Source organism: Rhizobium acaciae, assembly GCF_025941625.1.
Lineage (GTDB): Bacteria > Pseudomonadota > Alphaproteobacteria > Rhizobiales > Rhizobiaceae > Rhizobium > Rhizobium acaciae.
This window is the reverse complement of record NZ_JAPCZO010000014.1, coordinates 155,061-171,741: the sequence shown is the minus strand read 5'-3', so window position 1 is coordinate 171,741 and position 16,681 is coordinate 155,061. Positions and strand designations below refer to the sequence as shown.

Annotated in this window: 13 protein-coding genes; 11 read left to right on the top strand and 2 right to left on the bottom strand. The window is 62.8% G+C overall.

Features of this window, described 5'->3' with window-relative positions; translation table 11 throughout:
- Nucleotides 1-9 precede the first annotated feature (9 nt).
- Complete coding sequence (locus OLZ32_RS22720; protein WP_264422743.1) at nucleotides 10-915, bottom strand: DMT family transporter; 906 nt, start codon at nucleotides 913-915, stop codon at nucleotides 10-12.
- Between the two features lie 113 nt (nucleotides 916-1,028).
- Between OLZ32_RS22720 and OLZ32_RS22715 the strand changes: the two genes are divergently transcribed.
- A complete protein-coding gene (locus OLZ32_RS22715; protein ID WP_026160386.1) occupies nucleotides 1,029-1,904 on the top strand; it encodes a LysR substrate-binding domain-containing protein in 876 nt (291 codons plus the stop codon).
- Here the strand turns inward: OLZ32_RS22715 and OLZ32_RS22710 are convergent.
- Nucleotides 1,879-2,877: a GlxA family transcriptional regulator gene (locus OLZ32_RS22710; RefSeq protein WP_264422740.1), complete on the bottom strand. Its 999-nt coding sequence runs from the start codon at nucleotides 2,875-2,877 to the stop codon at nucleotides 1,879-1,881. The two genes, OLZ32_RS22715 and OLZ32_RS22710, sit on opposite strands and share 26 nt — an antisense overlap.
- Before the next feature lie 100 nt (nucleotides 2,878-2,977).
- Between OLZ32_RS22710 and OLZ32_RS22705 the strand changes: the two genes are divergently transcribed.
- The 10 genes from OLZ32_RS22705 to OLZ32_RS22660 all read left to right on the top strand — a co-directional run bounded on the left by OLZ32_RS22705 (nucleotide 2,978) and on the right by OLZ32_RS22660 (nucleotide 16,679).
- A complete protein-coding gene (locus OLZ32_RS22705; RefSeq protein WP_264422738.1) occupies nucleotides 2,978-3,880 on the top strand; it encodes a BKACE family enzyme in 903 nt (300 codons plus the stop codon).
- A 7-nt stretch (nucleotides 3,881-3,887) separates the two neighbouring features.
- Nucleotides 3,888-5,378 (top strand): carnitine 3-dehydrogenase, encoded by a 1,491-nt coding sequence (locus OLZ32_RS22700; RefSeq protein WP_264422736.1) that lies wholly within the window; start codon nucleotides 3,888-3,890, stop codon nucleotides 5,376-5,378.
- A 10-nt stretch (nucleotides 5,379-5,388) separates the two neighbouring features.
- Nucleotides 5,389-6,549: an acyl-CoA dehydrogenase family protein gene (locus OLZ32_RS22695; RefSeq protein ID WP_264422734.1), complete on the top strand. Its 1,161-nt coding sequence runs from the start codon at nucleotides 5,389-5,391 to the stop codon at nucleotides 6,547-6,549.
- 4 nt (nucleotides 6,550-6,553) lie between these two features.
- On the top strand, nucleotides 6,554-8,608 hold the full coding sequence (locus OLZ32_RS22690) for an acetate--CoA ligase family protein (protein ID WP_264422732.1): 2,055 nt from the start codon (nucleotides 6,554-6,556) through the stop codon (nucleotides 8,606-8,608).
- A gap of 6 nt (nucleotides 8,609-8,614) precedes the next feature.
- Nucleotides 8,615-9,397, top strand: a complete 783-nt coding sequence (locus tag OLZ32_RS22685; RefSeq protein ID WP_264422730.1) for a carnitinyl-CoA dehydratase — start codon at nucleotides 8,615-8,617, stop codon at nucleotides 9,395-9,397.
- A 118-nt stretch (nucleotides 9,398-9,515) separates the two neighbouring features.
- Nucleotides 9,516-11,105, top strand: coding sequence for an ABC transporter substrate-binding protein (locus tag OLZ32_RS22680; RefSeq protein ID WP_264422728.1), 1,590 nt, complete (start codon nucleotides 9,516-9,518; stop codon nucleotides 11,103-11,105).
- A gap of 97 nt (nucleotides 11,106-11,202) precedes the next feature.
- Nucleotides 11,203-12,207: an ABC transporter permease gene (locus tag OLZ32_RS22675; protein ID WP_164069680.1), complete on the top strand. Its 1,005-nt coding sequence runs from the start codon at nucleotides 11,203-11,205 to the stop codon at nucleotides 12,205-12,207.
- A complete protein-coding gene (locus OLZ32_RS22670) occupies nucleotides 12,204-13,031 on the top strand; it encodes an ABC transporter permease (protein ID WP_003538488.1) in 828 nt (275 codons plus the stop codon). The genes OLZ32_RS22675 and OLZ32_RS22670 overlap by 4 nt, the downstream gene beginning before the upstream one ends.
- A complete protein-coding gene (locus OLZ32_RS22665) occupies nucleotides 13,024-14,655 on the top strand; it encodes an ABC transporter ATP-binding protein (protein WP_264422724.1) in 1,632 nt (543 codons plus the stop codon). The genes OLZ32_RS22670 and OLZ32_RS22665 overlap by 8 nt, the downstream gene beginning before the upstream one ends.
- Before the next feature lie 20 nt (nucleotides 14,656-14,675).
- Nucleotides 14,676-16,679, top strand: a complete 2,004-nt coding sequence (locus OLZ32_RS22660) for a CocE/NonD family hydrolase (protein ID WP_264422722.1) — start codon at nucleotides 14,676-14,678, stop codon at nucleotides 16,677-16,679.
- Nucleotides 16,680-16,681: the final 2 nt, after the last annotated feature.

Below are 16,681 nucleotides of genomic sequence, written 5' to 3'. Positions count from 1 at the left end.
TGAAAGGCTTTAGGCGCGATGCGGCCGGCGGCTGCGGTTGACGTCGATGGCCGTGTGCCAGAGCACGGCGCCGAGGATGATCGCGCCGCCGAAAAAGGTGGCGACGGGCGGTTGCTCGGAAAACAGCAGCCAGACCCAGAAGGGCGTGAGCACGATTTCCATCGTGCCGATCAGCGCCGCTTCCGCCGGCGGCATTCGTTTCGCCCCGGCAAGGAAGAGCACGAGCGCCAGGGAGAAATTGGTCGCACCGAAGGCGGCGAGAACGATCCAGTTGTGCAGGTCGAGCGAGCCGACCGAACCGAACGGGGCAAAGATGGCCAGCGTCAGGAAGGCGCTGACGACGGTCGGAGGCAGGCTCGGCACGCCGGGATTGATGCGCGGAATGATGATGACGAGCGCAAAGGACGCCGTCATGCCGAGCGCCAGCAGGTCGCCCCAACCGGTGCCGCCGCCGATCGACGAGGCGACGATCACCGCAACGCCGAAGAGCGAGATGCCGCCGGCAATCAGCGTCCGCCTGGAGACCCTCTCCCTGAGGATGACCCAGCCGAGCAGGGCTGCGATGAAAGGCGCGGTCGCATAGATCATCGTCACATTGGCGACGGTGGTCATGTAAAGCGCCCCGATGAAGCATACCTGACTGAAGGTCTGGCATGCGATCATGGCAAGTCCGGACGGATGGAAGACGGAACGCCATTGCTGCCGCGAGATGCCCCCTTCGAGGAAAAGGCAGGGGATCAGCAGGAACAAGCCGCCGAACAACGACCGCCAGGCGATCGCCGTCCATACGTCGGTGGTCAGCAGCCGCGAATAAACACCGCTCGCGCTCCAGGCAAGCGTCGCGGCAATGATGAGAAGCACACCCTTCTCGTGCTCGCTGCCTGCGAGGCGTCTGGCCGGATTTTCAATGGTCACGCAGATATTCTCAAAGAAGGAAGTCGAACGCGGCTCATTTGTGCGTGAAGAATTGACATCAGACAAACGAATAGTACAGATGACTGCCATCGATTTTTTCTATGGCTATTCCGATGCACGAGCCGATTGAAAGCGACCTGCTGAGAACCTTCCTGGTCGTTGCCGAAACCTCCAATTTCTCGGCCGCCGCCCAACGCATCGGGCGGACGCAATCGGCCGTCAGCAGCCAGATCAAGAGGCTTGAGGAGACGATCGGCGAAACGCTTTTCGAGCGGGGCGCCCGCGGCGTGCTGCTCACGCGCCCAGGCATACAGCTCGTGCCTTACGCCCGCCGGATCATCGATCTATTGAGCGAGGCCGCAGCGACGATCCGCAGCAAACCGCTGGATGGACCGGTGCGCATCGGAATTCCCGAGGAATACAGCCAGACGGTGCTGCCGGCAGCCCTTGCGGCTTTCGCCGTACGCCACCCGGCCGTCGAGGTTACCGTGTCCTGCGACTACACCGTCCGCAACCTCGCCGCCCTTGAGCGAGACGAACTCGATCTGGCCGTCGTTTTCGACTGGAGCGATGAGACCAAAGGCGAGGTCATCTGCATTGATCCCACAGTCTGGGTGACGTCGATGGTCCACCGGCTGCACGACATCGATCCCCTGCCGATTGCGACCTATCGCAACTCCACCTGGTCGCGCGATTTTGCGCTCCGGTCGCTGGAGCAGATCGGCCGCAACTACCGGATCGCCTTCATCGCCGATACCGGCTCGGGGCTGAAGAATGCCGTGATCGCCGGCCTTGCCGTCACCACGCTTTCCCGCAGTAACATACCGCCCGGCTGCCGGGAGCTGACCGCGGAAGACGGTTTCCCGCCGGTCGATTCCTCCAAGGTCGTGCTCCGCCGAAGCACCTACCGTTCCAGCGAAGCCGTCCGGGAACTTGCTGAAATGATAAGGGACGCGTTCCAGCCTATCCCAGCACCTGCGATGACGTGATGCGGCGGCGCAAGCGGCGCCGGGTCTCGGACGGGCTCTCGGAAAAACTCGCCCTATAGCTTCGCGCAAAGGCTGAGGCGGAGTTGAAGCCGGTTGCCGCCGCGATGTCGGCGAAGGAGGCTGTCGTCTCGATCACCTTGCGGCGCGCCGCATTCAGGCGCAGCGCCAGATAATGCACATGCGGCGGCGCGCCGATGCTCTGCTGGAAGAGATCCTGCAGATGCCGGGCGCTGATGCCCACCCGGCGGGCCAGCCGCGCCAGGACCAGAGGCTGCTCGATATGCTCCTCCATCAGCCGTACTGCCTGCGTCACGCGGGGATCGTGCACGCGCAACCCGGCTGAGGCTGCGGAAAGAGGCTCATCGGCATGGAAGGAAGGCTGCTCGTAACGGAACAGCCGGCTGACCTCGAGCGCCAGTGAATAGCCCTGCCGTTGCCGGATTACCTCCAGCATCAGGTCGACGGTCGGAAGCGAACCCGAAGTCGTCAGCCGCTTGCCGTCGATGACGAAACGATCCTTGACGGCCCGCACCTCGGGATAAGCCAGCGCAAAATCCTCGTAGTCCTCCCAGTGGACAGTCGCCGGCAGTCCGTCGAGCAGGCTGGCTTCGGCCAGCAGCCATGTGCCAGACTCGATGCCGGCAATCACCGTGCGATAGCGGGCGGCCTGGGAGAGCTGCATCTTCAGCGCCGGCGTCGCGCTGCGGCGCCAGTTGTAGCTGGCCAGCACGAACAGCGGTGCATCCTCGGTCGTCGCCTTGAAAGCGCCTTGCGCGGGCACGGCAATATTGCTGGTGGTCAGGACCGGCGCTCCGTCCGGCGTCAGCAGCCGCCAGCGATAGAGTTCGCTGCCGGAAATGCGGTTGGCACCGCGCAGCGGCTCGATGACCGAGGCGATCAGGATCAGGTTCGCATCCGGCAGGACGAGAAGGTCGATATCGAGCCGTTCCGTCGATCGCTGCAGCAAAGCCACCTCCCTCGAGTTCCGATAATGTATCGATTACTTCCGAAATTGCAACGCATCGCCATCCATCCTGTCGCGTAATGCGGACAAGACGAGGGAGAACAAAAACATGCCTCTTGCGATGAACCGCGATGTTTTCATCACCTGCGCCGTTACCGGCGCCGGCGACACGGTTTCCAGATCCAGCCACGTGCCGATCACTCCCAAGCAGATCGCCGATTCCGCCATCGACGCGGCAAAGGCCGGTGCTGCGGTCGTTCACTGCCATGTCCGCGATCCGGAAACGGGTGCTGCCAGCCGCCGCAATGACCTTTACAAGGAAGTCACCGACCGCATCCGCTCGGCCGATGTCGACGTCGTTCTCAATCTCACCGCCGGCATGGGCGGGGATCTGATTTTCGGGAATGTCGAGAGCCCCCTTCCCCTTAACCCCAAGGGGACTGACATGGCCGGCGCCACCGAGCGCGTCGGCCATGTCGCCGAATGTCTGCCCGAAATCTGCACGCTCGACTGCGGCACGATGAACTTCAATCTCGGCGACTATGTCATGACCAACACGCCGGCCATGTTGCGGGCGATGGCGAAGAAGATGACGGATCTCGGCGTGCGGCCGGAGATCGAGGCCTTCGACACCGGCCATCTCTGGTTTGCCAAGCAGCTTGCCGAGGAGGGCCTGATCGAAGACCCGGTGCTGATCCAGCTCTGCATCGGCATTCCATGGGGCGCGCCCGACGATCTCAACACTTTCATGGCGATGGTCAACAACGTGCCGAAGAGTTGGACCTTTTCCGCCTTTTCGATCGGCCGCAACGCCATGGCCTATCCGGCGGCGGCCGTTCTGGCCGGCGGCAACGTGCGCGTCGGCCTGGAGGACAACCTCTTTGTCGGCAAGGGCCAACTCGCCACCAATGCGCAGCTCGTCGAAAAGGCCGTGCAGGTGGTCGAGGGCATGGGTGCCCGGATCATCGGTCCGGAAGACGTTCGCAAGAAACTCAAACTGACGAAGCGCTGAGGACGGCATGACAGGGATCAACAAGGCGGCTTGTATCGGCGGCGGCGTCATTGGCGGCGGATGGATCGCGCGGTTTCTGCTGGCCGGCATTGACGTGAACGTGTTCGATCCGCATCCGGAGGCGAGCCGCATCGTCGGCGAAGTGCTCGCCAACGCCGAAAAAGCCTATGCCATGCTGACCGGAGCACCCCTGCCGCCGCGCGGCAGGCTGAGCTTCTGCACGACGCTGGAAGAGGCTGTTGCCGGCGCCGACTGGATTCAGGAAAGCGTGCCCGAAAGGCTCGACCTTAAGCGCGGTGTGCTAACGCAAATCGACGCCGCAGCACGGCCGGACGCCCTGATCGGCTCTTCCACTTCAGGCCTGCTGCCGACCGATCTGCAGCGCGACATGAAGCATCCCGAACGCCTCTTCGTCGCTCACCCCTATAATCCCGTCTATCTGCTGCCGCTCGTCGAAATCGTCGGCGGCGAAAAAACCTCGGCGGCGACCATCCGGGCGGCGATGGAAAGACTGGCGCCGATCGGCATGAAGGGCGTCCACATCGCCAAGGAGATCGAGGCCTTTGTCGGCGACCGGCTGCTCGAAGCGCTCTGGCGCGAGGCCTTGTGGTTGATCCACGACGATATCTGCACTGTCGAGACGCTTGATGATGTCATCCGCTACTCTTTTGGCCTGCGCTGGGCGCAGATGGGCCTGTTCCAGACCTATCGCATTGCCGGCGGCGAGGCCGGCATGCGCCACTTCCTCGCCCAGTTTGGTCCCTGCCTCGCCTGGCCCTGGACCAAGCTCACCGATGTCGTTGATCTCGACGATGCGCTGATCGAAAAGATCGGCCGGCAATCCGACGAACAGGCGGCCGGCCTGTCGATCCGCGAGCTCGAACGCATCCGCGACGAAAATCTCGTCGGCATCCTGCAGGCCCTCAAGGGCGGCGATGGCGGCAAGGGCTGGGGCGCCGGCAAGCTGCTGAAGGACTTCGAGCAATCGCTCTGGGCGCAAGGCGGAAGGGCGGCCACGTCTTTCGACCCGTCGAAGCCGCTGAGGCTCGTCGAGACGAAAGTCGGCCCTGCCTGGGTCGACTATAACGGCCATATGACCGAGCACCGCTATCTGCAGGTTTTCGGCGATACATCGGACGCATTGCTGCGCCTCATCGGCGTCGATCTCGCCTATGTCGAGGCGGGGCAGAGCTATTACACGGTGGAAACCCATATCCGCCATCTCGGCGAGGCGAAGCTCGGCCAGGCGATCCATTCGACCTGCCAGATCCTCTCCGTCGACGAGAAGCGGCTGCATGTCTTCCACACTCTGTACGACACGGAGACGGGCGAGGCTCTGGCAACCGCCGAGCACATGTTACTGCATGTCGACAGCAAGGCCGGCAAGGCCACACCGGCGCCGGCCGTCATTCTCGACAAGGTCAAGGCGATCGCCGAAGCGCATGCAAATTTGGTCGCGCCTGAAGGCGTCGGCCGTCACGTCGGCCAGAAACGGTAGGAGGATCGGCATGGATTTCGGACTGAGCGAAGAACAGGAAATGATCGTCGAGACGGTCCGCGCCTTCGTCGAAACCGAAATCTATCCGCATGAGAACGAGGTCGAGCGTAGCGGCATCGTCCCGGCGGAACTGGGGGACGAGATCCGGCGCAAATGCATCGATCTCGGCTTCTACGCCTGTAATTTCCCCGAAGAAGTCGGCGGCGCCGGCCTCGACCATCTCACCTTCACGCTGGTCGAGCGGGAGCTCGGGCGCGGTTCCCTGGGGCTGACGGTTTTCTTCGGCCGGCCCTCCGGCATCCTGATGGCCTGCGAGGGCGAGCAGCGAGAGCGCTACCTCCTGCCCGCAGTGCGCGGCGAGAAGATCGATGCGCTTGCCATCACTGAACCGGACGCCGGTTCCGATATGCGCGGCATGAAATGCGCCGCCCGCCGCGACGGCAGCGATTTCGTTCTCAACGGTACGAAACACTTCATTTCGCATGCCGATGTCGCCGATTTCGTCATCGTCTTTGCCGCAACGGGCGAGGAGGAAACGCCGAAGGGCATCAAGAAGAAGATCACCGCCTTCCTGGTTGATCGCGGCACGCCGGGCTTCGAAATCCTCAAGGGCTACGATTCCGTTTCTCATCGCGGCTACCACAACTCAACGCTCAGCTTCACCGATTGCCGGATTCCGGCAAGCCAGGTACTTGGCGAGATGCATCGAGGCTTCGAAATCGCCAATCAATGGCTCTATGGCACGCGGTTGACGGTGGCCGCCACCTGCGTCGGCCGGGCACGGCGCGTCTTCGACATGACGCTGCCTTATGCCGCCGAGCGCAAGCAGTTCGGTAAGCCGATCGGCGCCAATCAGGGCGTGTCGTTCAAGCTCGCCGATATGATCACCGAGATCGACGCGGCCGACTGGCTGACACTCGCCGCCGCCTGGCGGCTCGATGCCGGCCTCTCCGCAGACCGGCAGATCGCTTCGGCCAAGCTTTACTCTTCCGAAATGCTGGCCCGGGTCACCGATGAAGCGATCCAGATCTTTGGCGGCATGGGCCTGATGGACGACCTGCCGCTTGCCCGCTTCTGGCGCGATGCGCGCGTCGAGCGCATCTGGGACGGCACCTCCGAAATCCAGCGGCATATCATCAGCCGCGACCTGCTCAGACCCTTGGGAGCTTGAGCCGATGACGCCTCGCCCGCTCGACCGCCTGCTCAGACCGCAAACGATCGCCGTCTTCGGCGGCCGCGAGGCGCGCAGGGTGATCGAGCAGTGCGACCGCATGGGATTTGCCGGCGAGATCTGGCCGGTCCATCCGAAGCTCGACGAGGTTCTCGGGCGGTCCTGCTATCGTTCCGTCTCCGACCTGCCTTCGGCGCCGGATGCCGCCTTCGTCGGCGTCAACAGGACGCTGACCGTCGAGATCGTCCGCAGCCTTTCTGAGGTCGGTGCCGGCGGCGCGGTCTGTTATGCATCGGGATTCAGCGAGGCGACGGGTGAACTCGGCGACGGCGCCGAGCTGCAGCAGGCCCTTTTGGCGGCGGCTGGCGACATGCCGATCCTCGGGCCGAATTGCTACGGGCTGATCAACGGTCTCGACGGTGCGCTGCTCTGGCCCGATCAGCATGGCATGCAGCGTATCGAACGTGGCGTCGCCATCCTCACGCAGTCCTCCAATATCGCCATCAACCTGACCATGCAGACCCGCGGCGTGCCGATCGCCTATGTGGTCACGGCCGGCAACCAGGCGCAGACATCGCTTGCCGATGTCGCCTGCGCATTGATCGACGACCCGCGTGTGACGGCGCTCGGCCTTCATGTCGAAGGCTTCGGCGATCTCGCCGCACTCGAACGCCTGGCCGCCCTTGCCCGGCGGTCGAGAAAGCCGGTCGTCGTGCTGAAGGTCGGCAGGTCCGAGCAGGCAAAACGCGCGGCGGTGTCGCACACCGCCTCGCTCGCCGGCAGCGATGCCGTCGCCGATGCCGTGCTCGCCCGCCTTGGTCTTGGCCGTGTCCAGACCTTGCCGGCGCTCTTGGAAACCCTGAAGCTGCTGCATGTCGCCGGTCCGCTCGCAAGCCATTCGATCTCGTCGATGAGCTGTTCCGGTGGCGAGGCGTCGCTGATGGCGGATGCTGCCGTCGGTCGCAACGTGGAATTCCCTGCGCTGAAGCCGCAACAATTGCCACGGCTGCGGCGCGTTCTGGGCGAGATGGTGACGTTGTCCAATCCGCTCGATTACCACACCTTCGTATGGGGCGATCTCACACGCCAGACCGAAGCCTTCAGCGCCATGTTCGAGGGCGGCTATGCGCTTAATCTCGTCGTCCTCGATTTTCCGCGCGGTGACCGCTGCGATGCGTCCGAATGGGCGATGACGGCAGACGCGGTGATTGTGGCTGCCGCCGCAAGCGGTGCGCTGGCCGGCCTTCTGGCGACCCTTCCGGAAAACATGCCGGAGCCTATCGCCGATCGGCTGATGGCAAATGGCATTATTGCCTTCTGCGGTATCGACGAAGCCATCACGGCAGCGGAAATCGCCGCCGGCATCGGCCAGGCGTGGGATCGCCCGCCTCCCCTGCCGCTGCTCGATGTGTCCTCTATCGATGGCGAGATCGAGACGTTGACTGAAGCCGATGCGAAGGCTGAGCTTGCCGCCTTCGGCCTTCCAATTCCGCGAGGGCTGTTGGCCCCCACTCCCGGTCAAGCGGCCGAGCAGGCCGAGCGGCTCGGTTTTCCCGTCGTGCTGAAAGCGCTCGGCATTGCGCACAAGACCGAGGCTGGGGCCGTCGTACTCAACCTGAAGGATATTAAGGCCGTGTCGAATGCGGCGGCGACAATGCCGCCGAATGCCGGTTATCTCGTCGAGAAAATGATCGATCCACCGGTCGCCGAGCTCATTGTCGGCGCCATCCGCGACCCTGTCTTCGGATTGTCGCTCACCCTTGGAGCGGGCGGAATCTTCGTTGAATTGCTTGAAGATTCCATCATCTTGCCCCTTCCGGCGACGAAAACCGACATTCACGCGGCAATTTCGCGTCTCAAACTTGCAAAATTGATCTATGGCTATCGCGGGCGGCCAAAAGGCGATCTCGAAGCCGCTGTCGGTGCTGTCTCAGCAACGGCAGATTATGTCGTAAAGAACGCGGCATCCCTGGAGGAACTGGACATTAATCCATTGATGGTTCTTCCCGAAGGGCGTGGCGTTGCCGTAGTCGATGCCCTGATACGGCGGAGGAGGTAGTAAAGGTTGAGCGATCCCATTCGCACACGACATGACGGCGGAGTGCTCGAAGTCGTCATCGATCGGCCGAAGGCGAATGCCATCGACCTTACGACCAGCCGTGCCCTGGGGGTGATCTTCCGAGATTTCCGCGACGATCCGGCATTGCGTGTCGCTATCGTGTCGGGCGCCGGCGAGAAGTTTTTCTGTGCCGGATGGGATCTCAAGGCGGCGGCATCAGGCGATGCGGTCGACGGAGACTACGGTGTGGGCGGCTTCGGCGGGCTGCAGGAACTGCGCGACCTCAACAAGCCTGTCATCTCGGCGGTCAACGGTATCTGTTGCGGTGGCGGGCTGGAGATCGCGCTGTCGACCGACCTGATCCTCGCCGCCGAGCATGCGACCTTTGCTCTGCCGGAAATCCGCTCGGGCACGGTTGCCGACGCGGCTTCCATCAAGCTGCCGAAACGCATCCCATACCACATCGCCATGGACATGCTTTTGACCGGGCGCTGGCTCGACGTTCACGAGGCGCATCGCTGGGGTTTCGTCAACGAGGTCCTGCCGGCCGACAGGCTGATGGAGAGAGCATGGGAGCTTGCCCGGCTGCTCGAGAGCGGGCCGCCGCTCGTCTATGCGGCCATCAAGGAAATCGTGCGCGAAGCGGAGGGGGCGACGTTCCAGACTGCCATGAACAAGATCACCAAGCGGCAGTTTGCGACGGTCGACAGACTCTATTCGAGCGAGGACCAATTGGAAGGCGCACGGGCCTTCGCCGAGAAGCGAAGCCCCATTTGGAAAGGAAAATAACCAGGCGGCAGCAACCGCGCTGTTTTCCCGCATGATGCGGGCACCGGAGGTGGAGAGGAAACCGCCTGCGGACCTGCCCGGAAGTTCTGTCAACGCACCATAAAGAAGGAACTGGGGAATGAACGACTACACGAAATATCTCGCAAGCCGTGTCACCGCCGGCGGGCTCAGCCGCCGCGAATTCATGGGACGCGCCATGGCGGCGGGCATCACACTTGCCGTCGCCGACAAGCTCTTTACCGATAGCGCCGAAGCCGCCGAACCGAAGCGCGGCGGCCACCTGAAGCTCGGCCTTGAAGGCGGTGCGGCCACCGATTCCAAGGACCCGGCGAAATTCCTGTCGCAGGTCATGTTCTGCATTGGCCGCTGCTGGGGCGACATGCTGGTCGAATCCGATCCGCTGACGGGTGCGGCCGTGCCGTCGCTCGCCGAATCCTGGGAGCCGTCGAAGGACGCTGTCACCTGGACCTTCAAGATCCGCAAGGGAGTCAAGTTCCACGATGGCAAGGAACTGACGATCGACGACGTTGTTGCGACGCTGAAGCGCCACACCGATGCGAAGTCGGAATCCGGTGCGCTCGGTGTTCTCGGCTCGATCAAGGAGATCAAGGCCGACGGCGGCAATCTCGTGCTGACGCTCAGCGAAGGCAATGCCGACATGCCGCTGCTGCTGTCGGACTACCACCTGGTCATCCAGCCGAACGGCGGCGTCGATGATCCGCTGGCTTCGATCGGCACCGGCCCCTACAAGATGACGAGCTTCGAGCCCGGCGTCCGCGCCACCTTCGAAAGAAACAAGGACGACTGGCGCACCGACCGGGGTTATGTCGATTCGATTGAAATCATCGGTATGAACGATGCGACCGCCCGCATCGCGGCCCTGTCGTCCGGCCAAGTGCACTACATCAACCGCGTCGACCCGAAGACCGTCAATCTGCTGAAGCGCGCCCCCAACGTCGAGATCCTCTCGACTGCCGGCCGCGGCCACTACGTCTTCATCATGCACTGCGACACGGCGCCGTTCGACAACAACGACCTGCGCCTCGCCCTTAAATACGCCATGGACCGTGAGGCCATGGTGGAGAAGATCCTCGGGGGTTACGGCAAGGTCGGCAACGACTTCCCGATCAACAGCACCTATGCCCTCTTCCCCGAAGGCATCGAGCAGCGCGTTTACGATCCCGACAAGGCCGCCTTCCACTACAAGAAGTCGGGCCATAGTGGTTCGGTGCTCCTGCGTACCTCCGAAGTCGCCTTCCCCGGTGGCGTCGATGCGGCCGTCCTCTATCAGGAAAGCTGCAAGAAGGCCGGCATCGAGATTGAGGTCAAGCGCGAACCGGGTGACGGCTACTGGACCAACGTCTGGAACGTCCAGCCCTTCTCGACTTCCTACTGGGGTGGCCGCCCGACCCAGGACCAGATGTATTCTACCGCCTATCTCTCAACGGCGGTCTGGAATGACACCAAGTTCAAGCGTCCTGACTTCGACAAGCTGCTGCTGGAGGCCCGCTCCGAACTTGACGAAGCCAAGCGCAAGGACATGTATCGCACCATGGCGATGACGGTGCGCGACGAAGGTGGGGTAATCCTGCCGATGTTCAACGATTTCGTGAACGCCTCCACCAAGCAGGTGAAGGGTTATGTCCACGACGTCGGCAACGACATGTCGAACGGTTACGTCGCGACCCGCGTCTGGCTGGACGCCTGAGGACATGGGGGCGTTTGCCCCTCCGATCTCCAACGAAGCCTGGACCGTGGGATGAAAACCCGCGGTCCTCCCGACGTTTTAGCGCGAGGTCCTCGCCATGACCAATCCTGCCCCAAGCATCTTGCCCGGCCTCGGGTTCCGGCAGCGTTTTCCGCTGCTTGCCCTTATCCTCGAGCGCTTCGTGCTCAGTATCGTCCTGCTCTTTGCCGTTTCCATCGTGATCTTCGGCGGTCTGGAAGCCCTGCCCGGCGATTTTGCCACCACCTATCTCGGGCAGTCGGCGACACCGCAGGCCGTTGCCAATATTCGCCAGGATCTCGGGCTGAACCGCCCGATCACGACGCGCTACGTCGAGTGGCTCGGCAACGCCGTCCAGGGTGACTTCGGCACCTCCTGGGCCAGCAAGAATTCGGTGAGCGAACAGATCGGCAAGCGCCTTGGCAATTCGCTCTTCCTGGCGGGTTTCGCGGCCGTGATATCGGTGCCGCTCGCCGTTGGCCTCGGCATGCTGTCGGTGCATTTCCGCAATCGCCTGCCGGATAAGATCATCAACGTCATCTCGCTTGCGGCGATCTCGCTGCCGGAATTCTTCGTCGGCTACCTGCTGATCCTGTTCTTCGCAGTGAAATTCGGCGTGGCGACCTTTCCGGCGACGGTCTATGACAGCATGGGTTTCGTCGAGCGATTGAAAGCAATCGCGCTGCCGACGGCGACCCTCGTGCTCGTCGTACTCGCGCATATGATGCGCATGACGCGGGCGGCAATCCTCTCCGTCATGTCGTCGGCCTATATGGAGACCGCAGAGCTGAAAGGTCTTGGCGCCTTCCGCTCGATCGTCAAGCATGCCGCCCCCAATGCGCTCGCGCCGATCATCAACGTCATCGCATTGACGCTTGCCTATCTCGTGGTCGGCGTCGTCGTCGTCGAAGTGGTCTTCGTCTATCCCGGCATGGGGCAGTATATGGTCGATGCGGTCACCGTGCGCGACATGCCTGTCGTTCAGGCCTGCGGCCTGATCTTCGCGGCTGTCTACATCTTCCTCAACATGACGGCCGATATTCTGGCGATTATCGCCAATCCCAGGCTGAGGCATCCGCGATGAGATTGAGAGACATCCCCATCACCGCCTGGATCGGCATGGCCGGCATCGCCATCGCCTTCATCTTTGCTATCTTCGCCCCCTGGCTCGCCCCCTATGGCGAGACGCAGGTCGTCGGCGACGTCTGGCAGTTGCCGGATAATCAATATATCTTCGGTCTCGACAATCTCGGCCGCGACATCTTCTCGCGGCTGATCTACGGCGCACGCACGACGTTGCTGGTCGCGTCCGCCGCCACCGTCATCTCCTTCTCGCTCGGCATCATCCTCAGCTTCACCGCCGCCGTTTCGCGCGGCGTGGTCGACACCGTCCTCTCACGCTTCAACGATTTGATGATGTCGATCCCGACGCTGATCTTCGCACTCGTGGTCCTGGCGGTGCTGCCGCAAAACATGGTCGTGCTGATCCTTGTCATGGCGATCCTCGATTCCACCCGCGTCTATCGTCTCGGCCGTGCCGTGGCGCTTGATGTCGCGGTGATGGAATTCGTCGAGGCGGCGACGCTGCGCGGCGAAGGCAAGCTCTGGATTATCTTCCGCGAAATCCTGCCGAACACGCTGTCGCCTCTGCTGGCCGAATTCGGGCTGCGCTTCGCCTTCTCGATCCTGTTCCTCTCGACGCTTTCCTTCCTCGGCCTCGGCATTCAGCCGCCTGCGGCCGATTGGGGCGGCATGGTCAAGGACAACAAGGACGGCATCATCTTCGGCATCTCGGCAGCGCTGGTGCCGGGCACGGCGATCGCGACACTTGCCGTCTGCGTCAATCTTGTCGTCGACTGGCTCCTGAAACGCACATCCAGCCTCAAGGGAGGGCGCGGCGATGCCTGAGCTTCTTTCCGTTCGCAATCTGAAGATCGAAGCAACCAGCTATCCGCCGGGCGAACCGCCGAAGCGAGTGACGATCGTCGACGGGGTTTCCTTCGACCTGCAGAAGGGCAAGGTCCTCGGCCTGATCGGGGAATCGGGCGCCGGCAAGTCGACGATCGGCCTTTCCGCGCTCGCCTACGGCCGGGGTGGCGCCGAAATCACCGGCGGCGAGGTCCTGCTCGACGGCGTCGATATCCTGCCGCTCGGCAAGAACGGCATCCGTAAAATTCGCGGCGCGCGGGTCTGCTACGTCGCCCAATCGGCGGCGGCCGCCTTCAATCCGGCCCACAGACTCGGCGATCAGGTGATCGAAGCCTCGATCAAGCATGGTTTGATGAGCAAGGACGAGGCGCGAAAACGGGCGCTTTATCTGTTCGGGGTTCTCGGCCTGCCCAATCCCGAAACCTTCGGCGAGCGCTTTCCCCATCAGGTCTCCGGCGGCCAGCTGCAGCGGGCGATGACGGCGATGGCGCTCTGCTCCAATCCCGAACTGATCGTCTTCGACGAGCCGACGACAGCGCTTGACGTCACCACGCAGATCGACGTGCTGGCGGCGATCAAGCATGCCATCGAGGAAACGCACACGGCCGCCCTCTACATCACCCACGACCTTGCCGTCGTCGCCCAGATTTCGGACGACATCATGGTCCTGCGTTATGGCAAGCAGGTAGAATATGGCAGTGTCCAGCAGATCATCGAGGCGCCGCGGGAGGACTATACCCGCGCCCTCGTCAATGTCAGGCAGGCCTACCGCGAGGAAGCCGCCGACCAGTCCACGGCACTTCTCAAGGTGGAAAATATCAGTGCCGAATATTCCAACGGCTTCAAAGTGCTGCACGATGTCACGCTGCACGTGCCGAAGGGGCAGACACTCGCGGTCGTCGGCGAATCCGGTTCCGGCAAATCCACCCTGGCGCGCGTCATTACCGGCCTGTTGCCGCCGAGCAGCGGGCGCATCGTCTTTGACGGCAAGCCGCTGATGCCGGGCCTGAAGAGCCGGCCGAACGACGATCTGAGGCGCATCCAGTTGATTTACCAGATGGCCGACACGGCGATGAACCCACGCCAGACGGTACGCGACATCATCGGCCGCCCGCTGACCTTCTATTATGGCCTGAGAGGTGCCGAGAAGACCGCCCGGGTGAAGGAACTGCTCGATCAGATCGAGATGGGCAAGGGCTTCGTCGACCGCTACCCGGCCGAACTATCGGGCGGCCAGAAGCAGCGCGTGGCGATAGCAAGAGCGCTTGCCGCCAAGCCTGAACTCATCCTCTGCGACGAGCCGACCTCGGCGCTTGATCCGCTGGTGGCGGAGGGCATCCTCAAGCTGCTCCTGCGCCTGCAGGAAGAAGAGCAGCTGTCTTACGTCTTCATCACCCACGACATCGCGATCGTCCGGGCGATTGCCGACAGCGTGGCGGTGATGCATCGTGGCAAGCTGGTGCGGTTCGGCCCGAAATCGACGGCGCTGTCGCCGCCCTTTGACGACTACACCGATCTGCTGTTGAAATCCGTGCCGGAAATGGAAATCGGCTGGCTGGAACGCGTGCTCGCCACTCGACGCATGGAAAGCGCCGGCAACTGAATGTGCATCAAGGAATGAGCATGACCTCGCGCGGCTTCACCACCATCGAGAATGAATGGATTATACTGAAGGATGGGACGCGGCTTGCCGCGCGCATCTGGATGCCGGATGGCGCTAGCGAAGATCCCGTTCCCGCCGTTTTCGAATTCCTGCCCTATCGCAAGCGGGACGGAACCAGTCTGCGGGACGAGTCGACCTATCCGGTATTCGCGGCATCAGGCATTGCCGGCGTGCGTGTCGATATCCGCGGATCCGGAGAATCCGACGGCGTCATCGACGGCGAATATACCGAAAGCGAGCTTGCCAATGCCTGCGAGCTGATCGCCTGGATTGCCTCGCAGCCATGGTCGAACGGCGCGGTCGGCATGATGGGCATCTCCTGGGGCGGATTCAACAGCCTGCAGGTTGCAGCATTGCGCCCGCCGGCACTGAAGGCCGTCATCTCGATCGCCTCGACCGTCGACCGTTACAATGATGACATCCACTACAAGAACGGCTGCCATCTCTCCGCTCAGCTCTCATGGGCGGCGACGATGCTCGGCTACCAGTCGCGGCCGCCCGATCCCGCGCTTGTCGGCGAGCGCTGGAAGGAAATGTGGCTGGAACGCCTGGCAAGCGAACCCTTCTTCATGGAGGAGTGGCTGGCCCATCAGCGGCGCGACGATTTCTGGCGTCATGGTTCGATCTCAGAGGATTTTTCGAGCGTGGAAATCCCGACGCTGGTGATCGCCGGCTGGGCTGACGGCTACCGCAATACCCCTCTGATGGCGGTCGAAGGCCTGGGCGACAAGGCGAAGGCGCTGATCGGTCCCTGGGTCCATAAATATCCGCATTTCGCCTGGCCGAAGCCGCGGACCGATTTCCATGGCGAGGCGATTGCCTGGTGGAACAAATGGCTGCGGGACGAGCACAATGGGATCGACAGGCTGCCGCAGGCCCGGGCCTATATTCTCGATGCCATCCGCCCTGCCCCGCGCCGCGACAGCGATCCCGGTTTCTGGGTCGCCAAGGACGTCTGGTCGCCGCCGCGGATGCAATGCTTCTATGTCGAGCAGTTCGGCAAGCTGACGGAAGGCATGCCAATCCCGCACGCGCCCGAACATGCCGTCTATCTCCGCTCTCCGCTCGACACCGGGACGGCATCGGGTGAATATTTCACGCTGAAACCCGACGCCGAAATGGCGATCGATCAACGCTTGGACGATGCCGGCTCGCTGGTCTTCGATACGATGCCGCTTGCTGGCGATTACGACTATCTCGGCCGGCCCGTGCTCACGCTTGCGCTGCGCTCCCGGGCGGCAAGCGGAAATCTCTGTGCCCGGCTCGTCGATGTCCATCCGGATGGCACGGCAACGCGTGTCGCCTTCGGCGTCGTCAATCTTACCCACCGGGACGGCAATGCAGATCCCAAGCCGCTGACCCCGGGTGAGACGGTGCCGATCCGGCTGGTGCTCGACGCCTGCGGTTATCGCTTTCGTAAGGGGCACCGCATCCGTCTTTCGTTGTCCACCGCATATTGGCCGATGATCCTGCCGCCGCCTGATGACGAAGGCATCGACATCGATATCGCGGCACTCGGCCTGGGGCTGCCGATGCTCGGCGAGCACGGGAGGATCGACATCAAGGAACCGACCAATCCCGATCCGCTGCCGAAATACATTGAGCACGCGGGTGCCGTAACGAAGCGGCAGGTCGTCCGCGACCTCTCGGCCGCCCGGACGGACTATCACATCCACGAGGATACCGGGCTCACCGAACACCCTGAGACAGGTCTCTCGACCCGGCAATTGCGGGAAGAAGTCTGGTCGATTTCACCCGATAATCCGCTGTCGATGACCGGGGCCTCGACCTGGACCTGCGACATGCGCCGCCCCGGCTGGTTCGCCCGCACGGTGGCGACCGCGCGCATTGCCTGCACCGGGACCGATTGGGTCATCAGCGCTGTCGTCACCGCCTTCGAGGATGACGTGCAGATCTTCGAAAAGGTCTTTGCCGAAAAGCGGATCGCGCGCGACCTGATGTGATC

What these genes read in the sequence shown, in the direction of transcription:
- OLZ32_RS22715 (WP_026160386.1), top strand. Translation starts at nt 1,029, where the DNA reads ATGCACGAGCCGATTGAAAGCGACCTGCTGAGAACCTTCCTGGTCGTT.
- OLZ32_RS22705 (WP_264422738.1), top strand. Translation starts at nt 2,978, where the DNA reads ATGCCTCTTGCGATGAACCGCGATGTTTTCATCACCTGCGCCGTTACC.
- OLZ32_RS22700 (WP_264422736.1), top strand. Translation starts at nt 3,888, where the DNA reads ATGACAGGGATCAACAAGGCGGCTTGTATCGGCGGCGGCGTCATTGGC.
- OLZ32_RS22695 (WP_264422734.1), top strand. Translation starts at nt 5,389, where the DNA reads ATGGATTTCGGACTGAGCGAAGAACAGGAAATGATCGTCGAGACGGTC.
- OLZ32_RS22690 (WP_264422732.1), top strand. Translation starts at nt 6,554, where the DNA reads ATGACGCCTCGCCCGCTCGACCGCCTGCTCAGACCGCAAACGATCGCC.
- OLZ32_RS22680 (WP_264422728.1), top strand. Translation starts at nt 9,516, where the DNA reads ATGAACGACTACACGAAATATCTCGCAAGCCGTGTCACCGCCGGCGGG.
- OLZ32_RS22675 (WP_164069680.1), top strand. Translation starts at nt 11,203, where the DNA reads ATGACCAATCCTGCCCCAAGCATCTTGCCCGGCCTCGGGTTCCGGCAG.
- OLZ32_RS22670 (WP_003538488.1), top strand. Translation starts at nt 12,204, where the DNA reads ATGAGATTGAGAGACATCCCCATCACCGCCTGGATCGGCATGGCCGGC.
- OLZ32_RS22665 (WP_264422724.1), top strand. Translation starts at nt 13,024, where the DNA reads ATGCCTGAGCTTCTTTCCGTTCGCAATCTGAAGATCGAAGCAACCAGC.
- OLZ32_RS22660 (WP_264422722.1), top strand. Translation starts at nt 14,676, where the DNA reads ATGACCTCGCGCGGCTTCACCACCATCGAGAATGAATGGATTATACTG.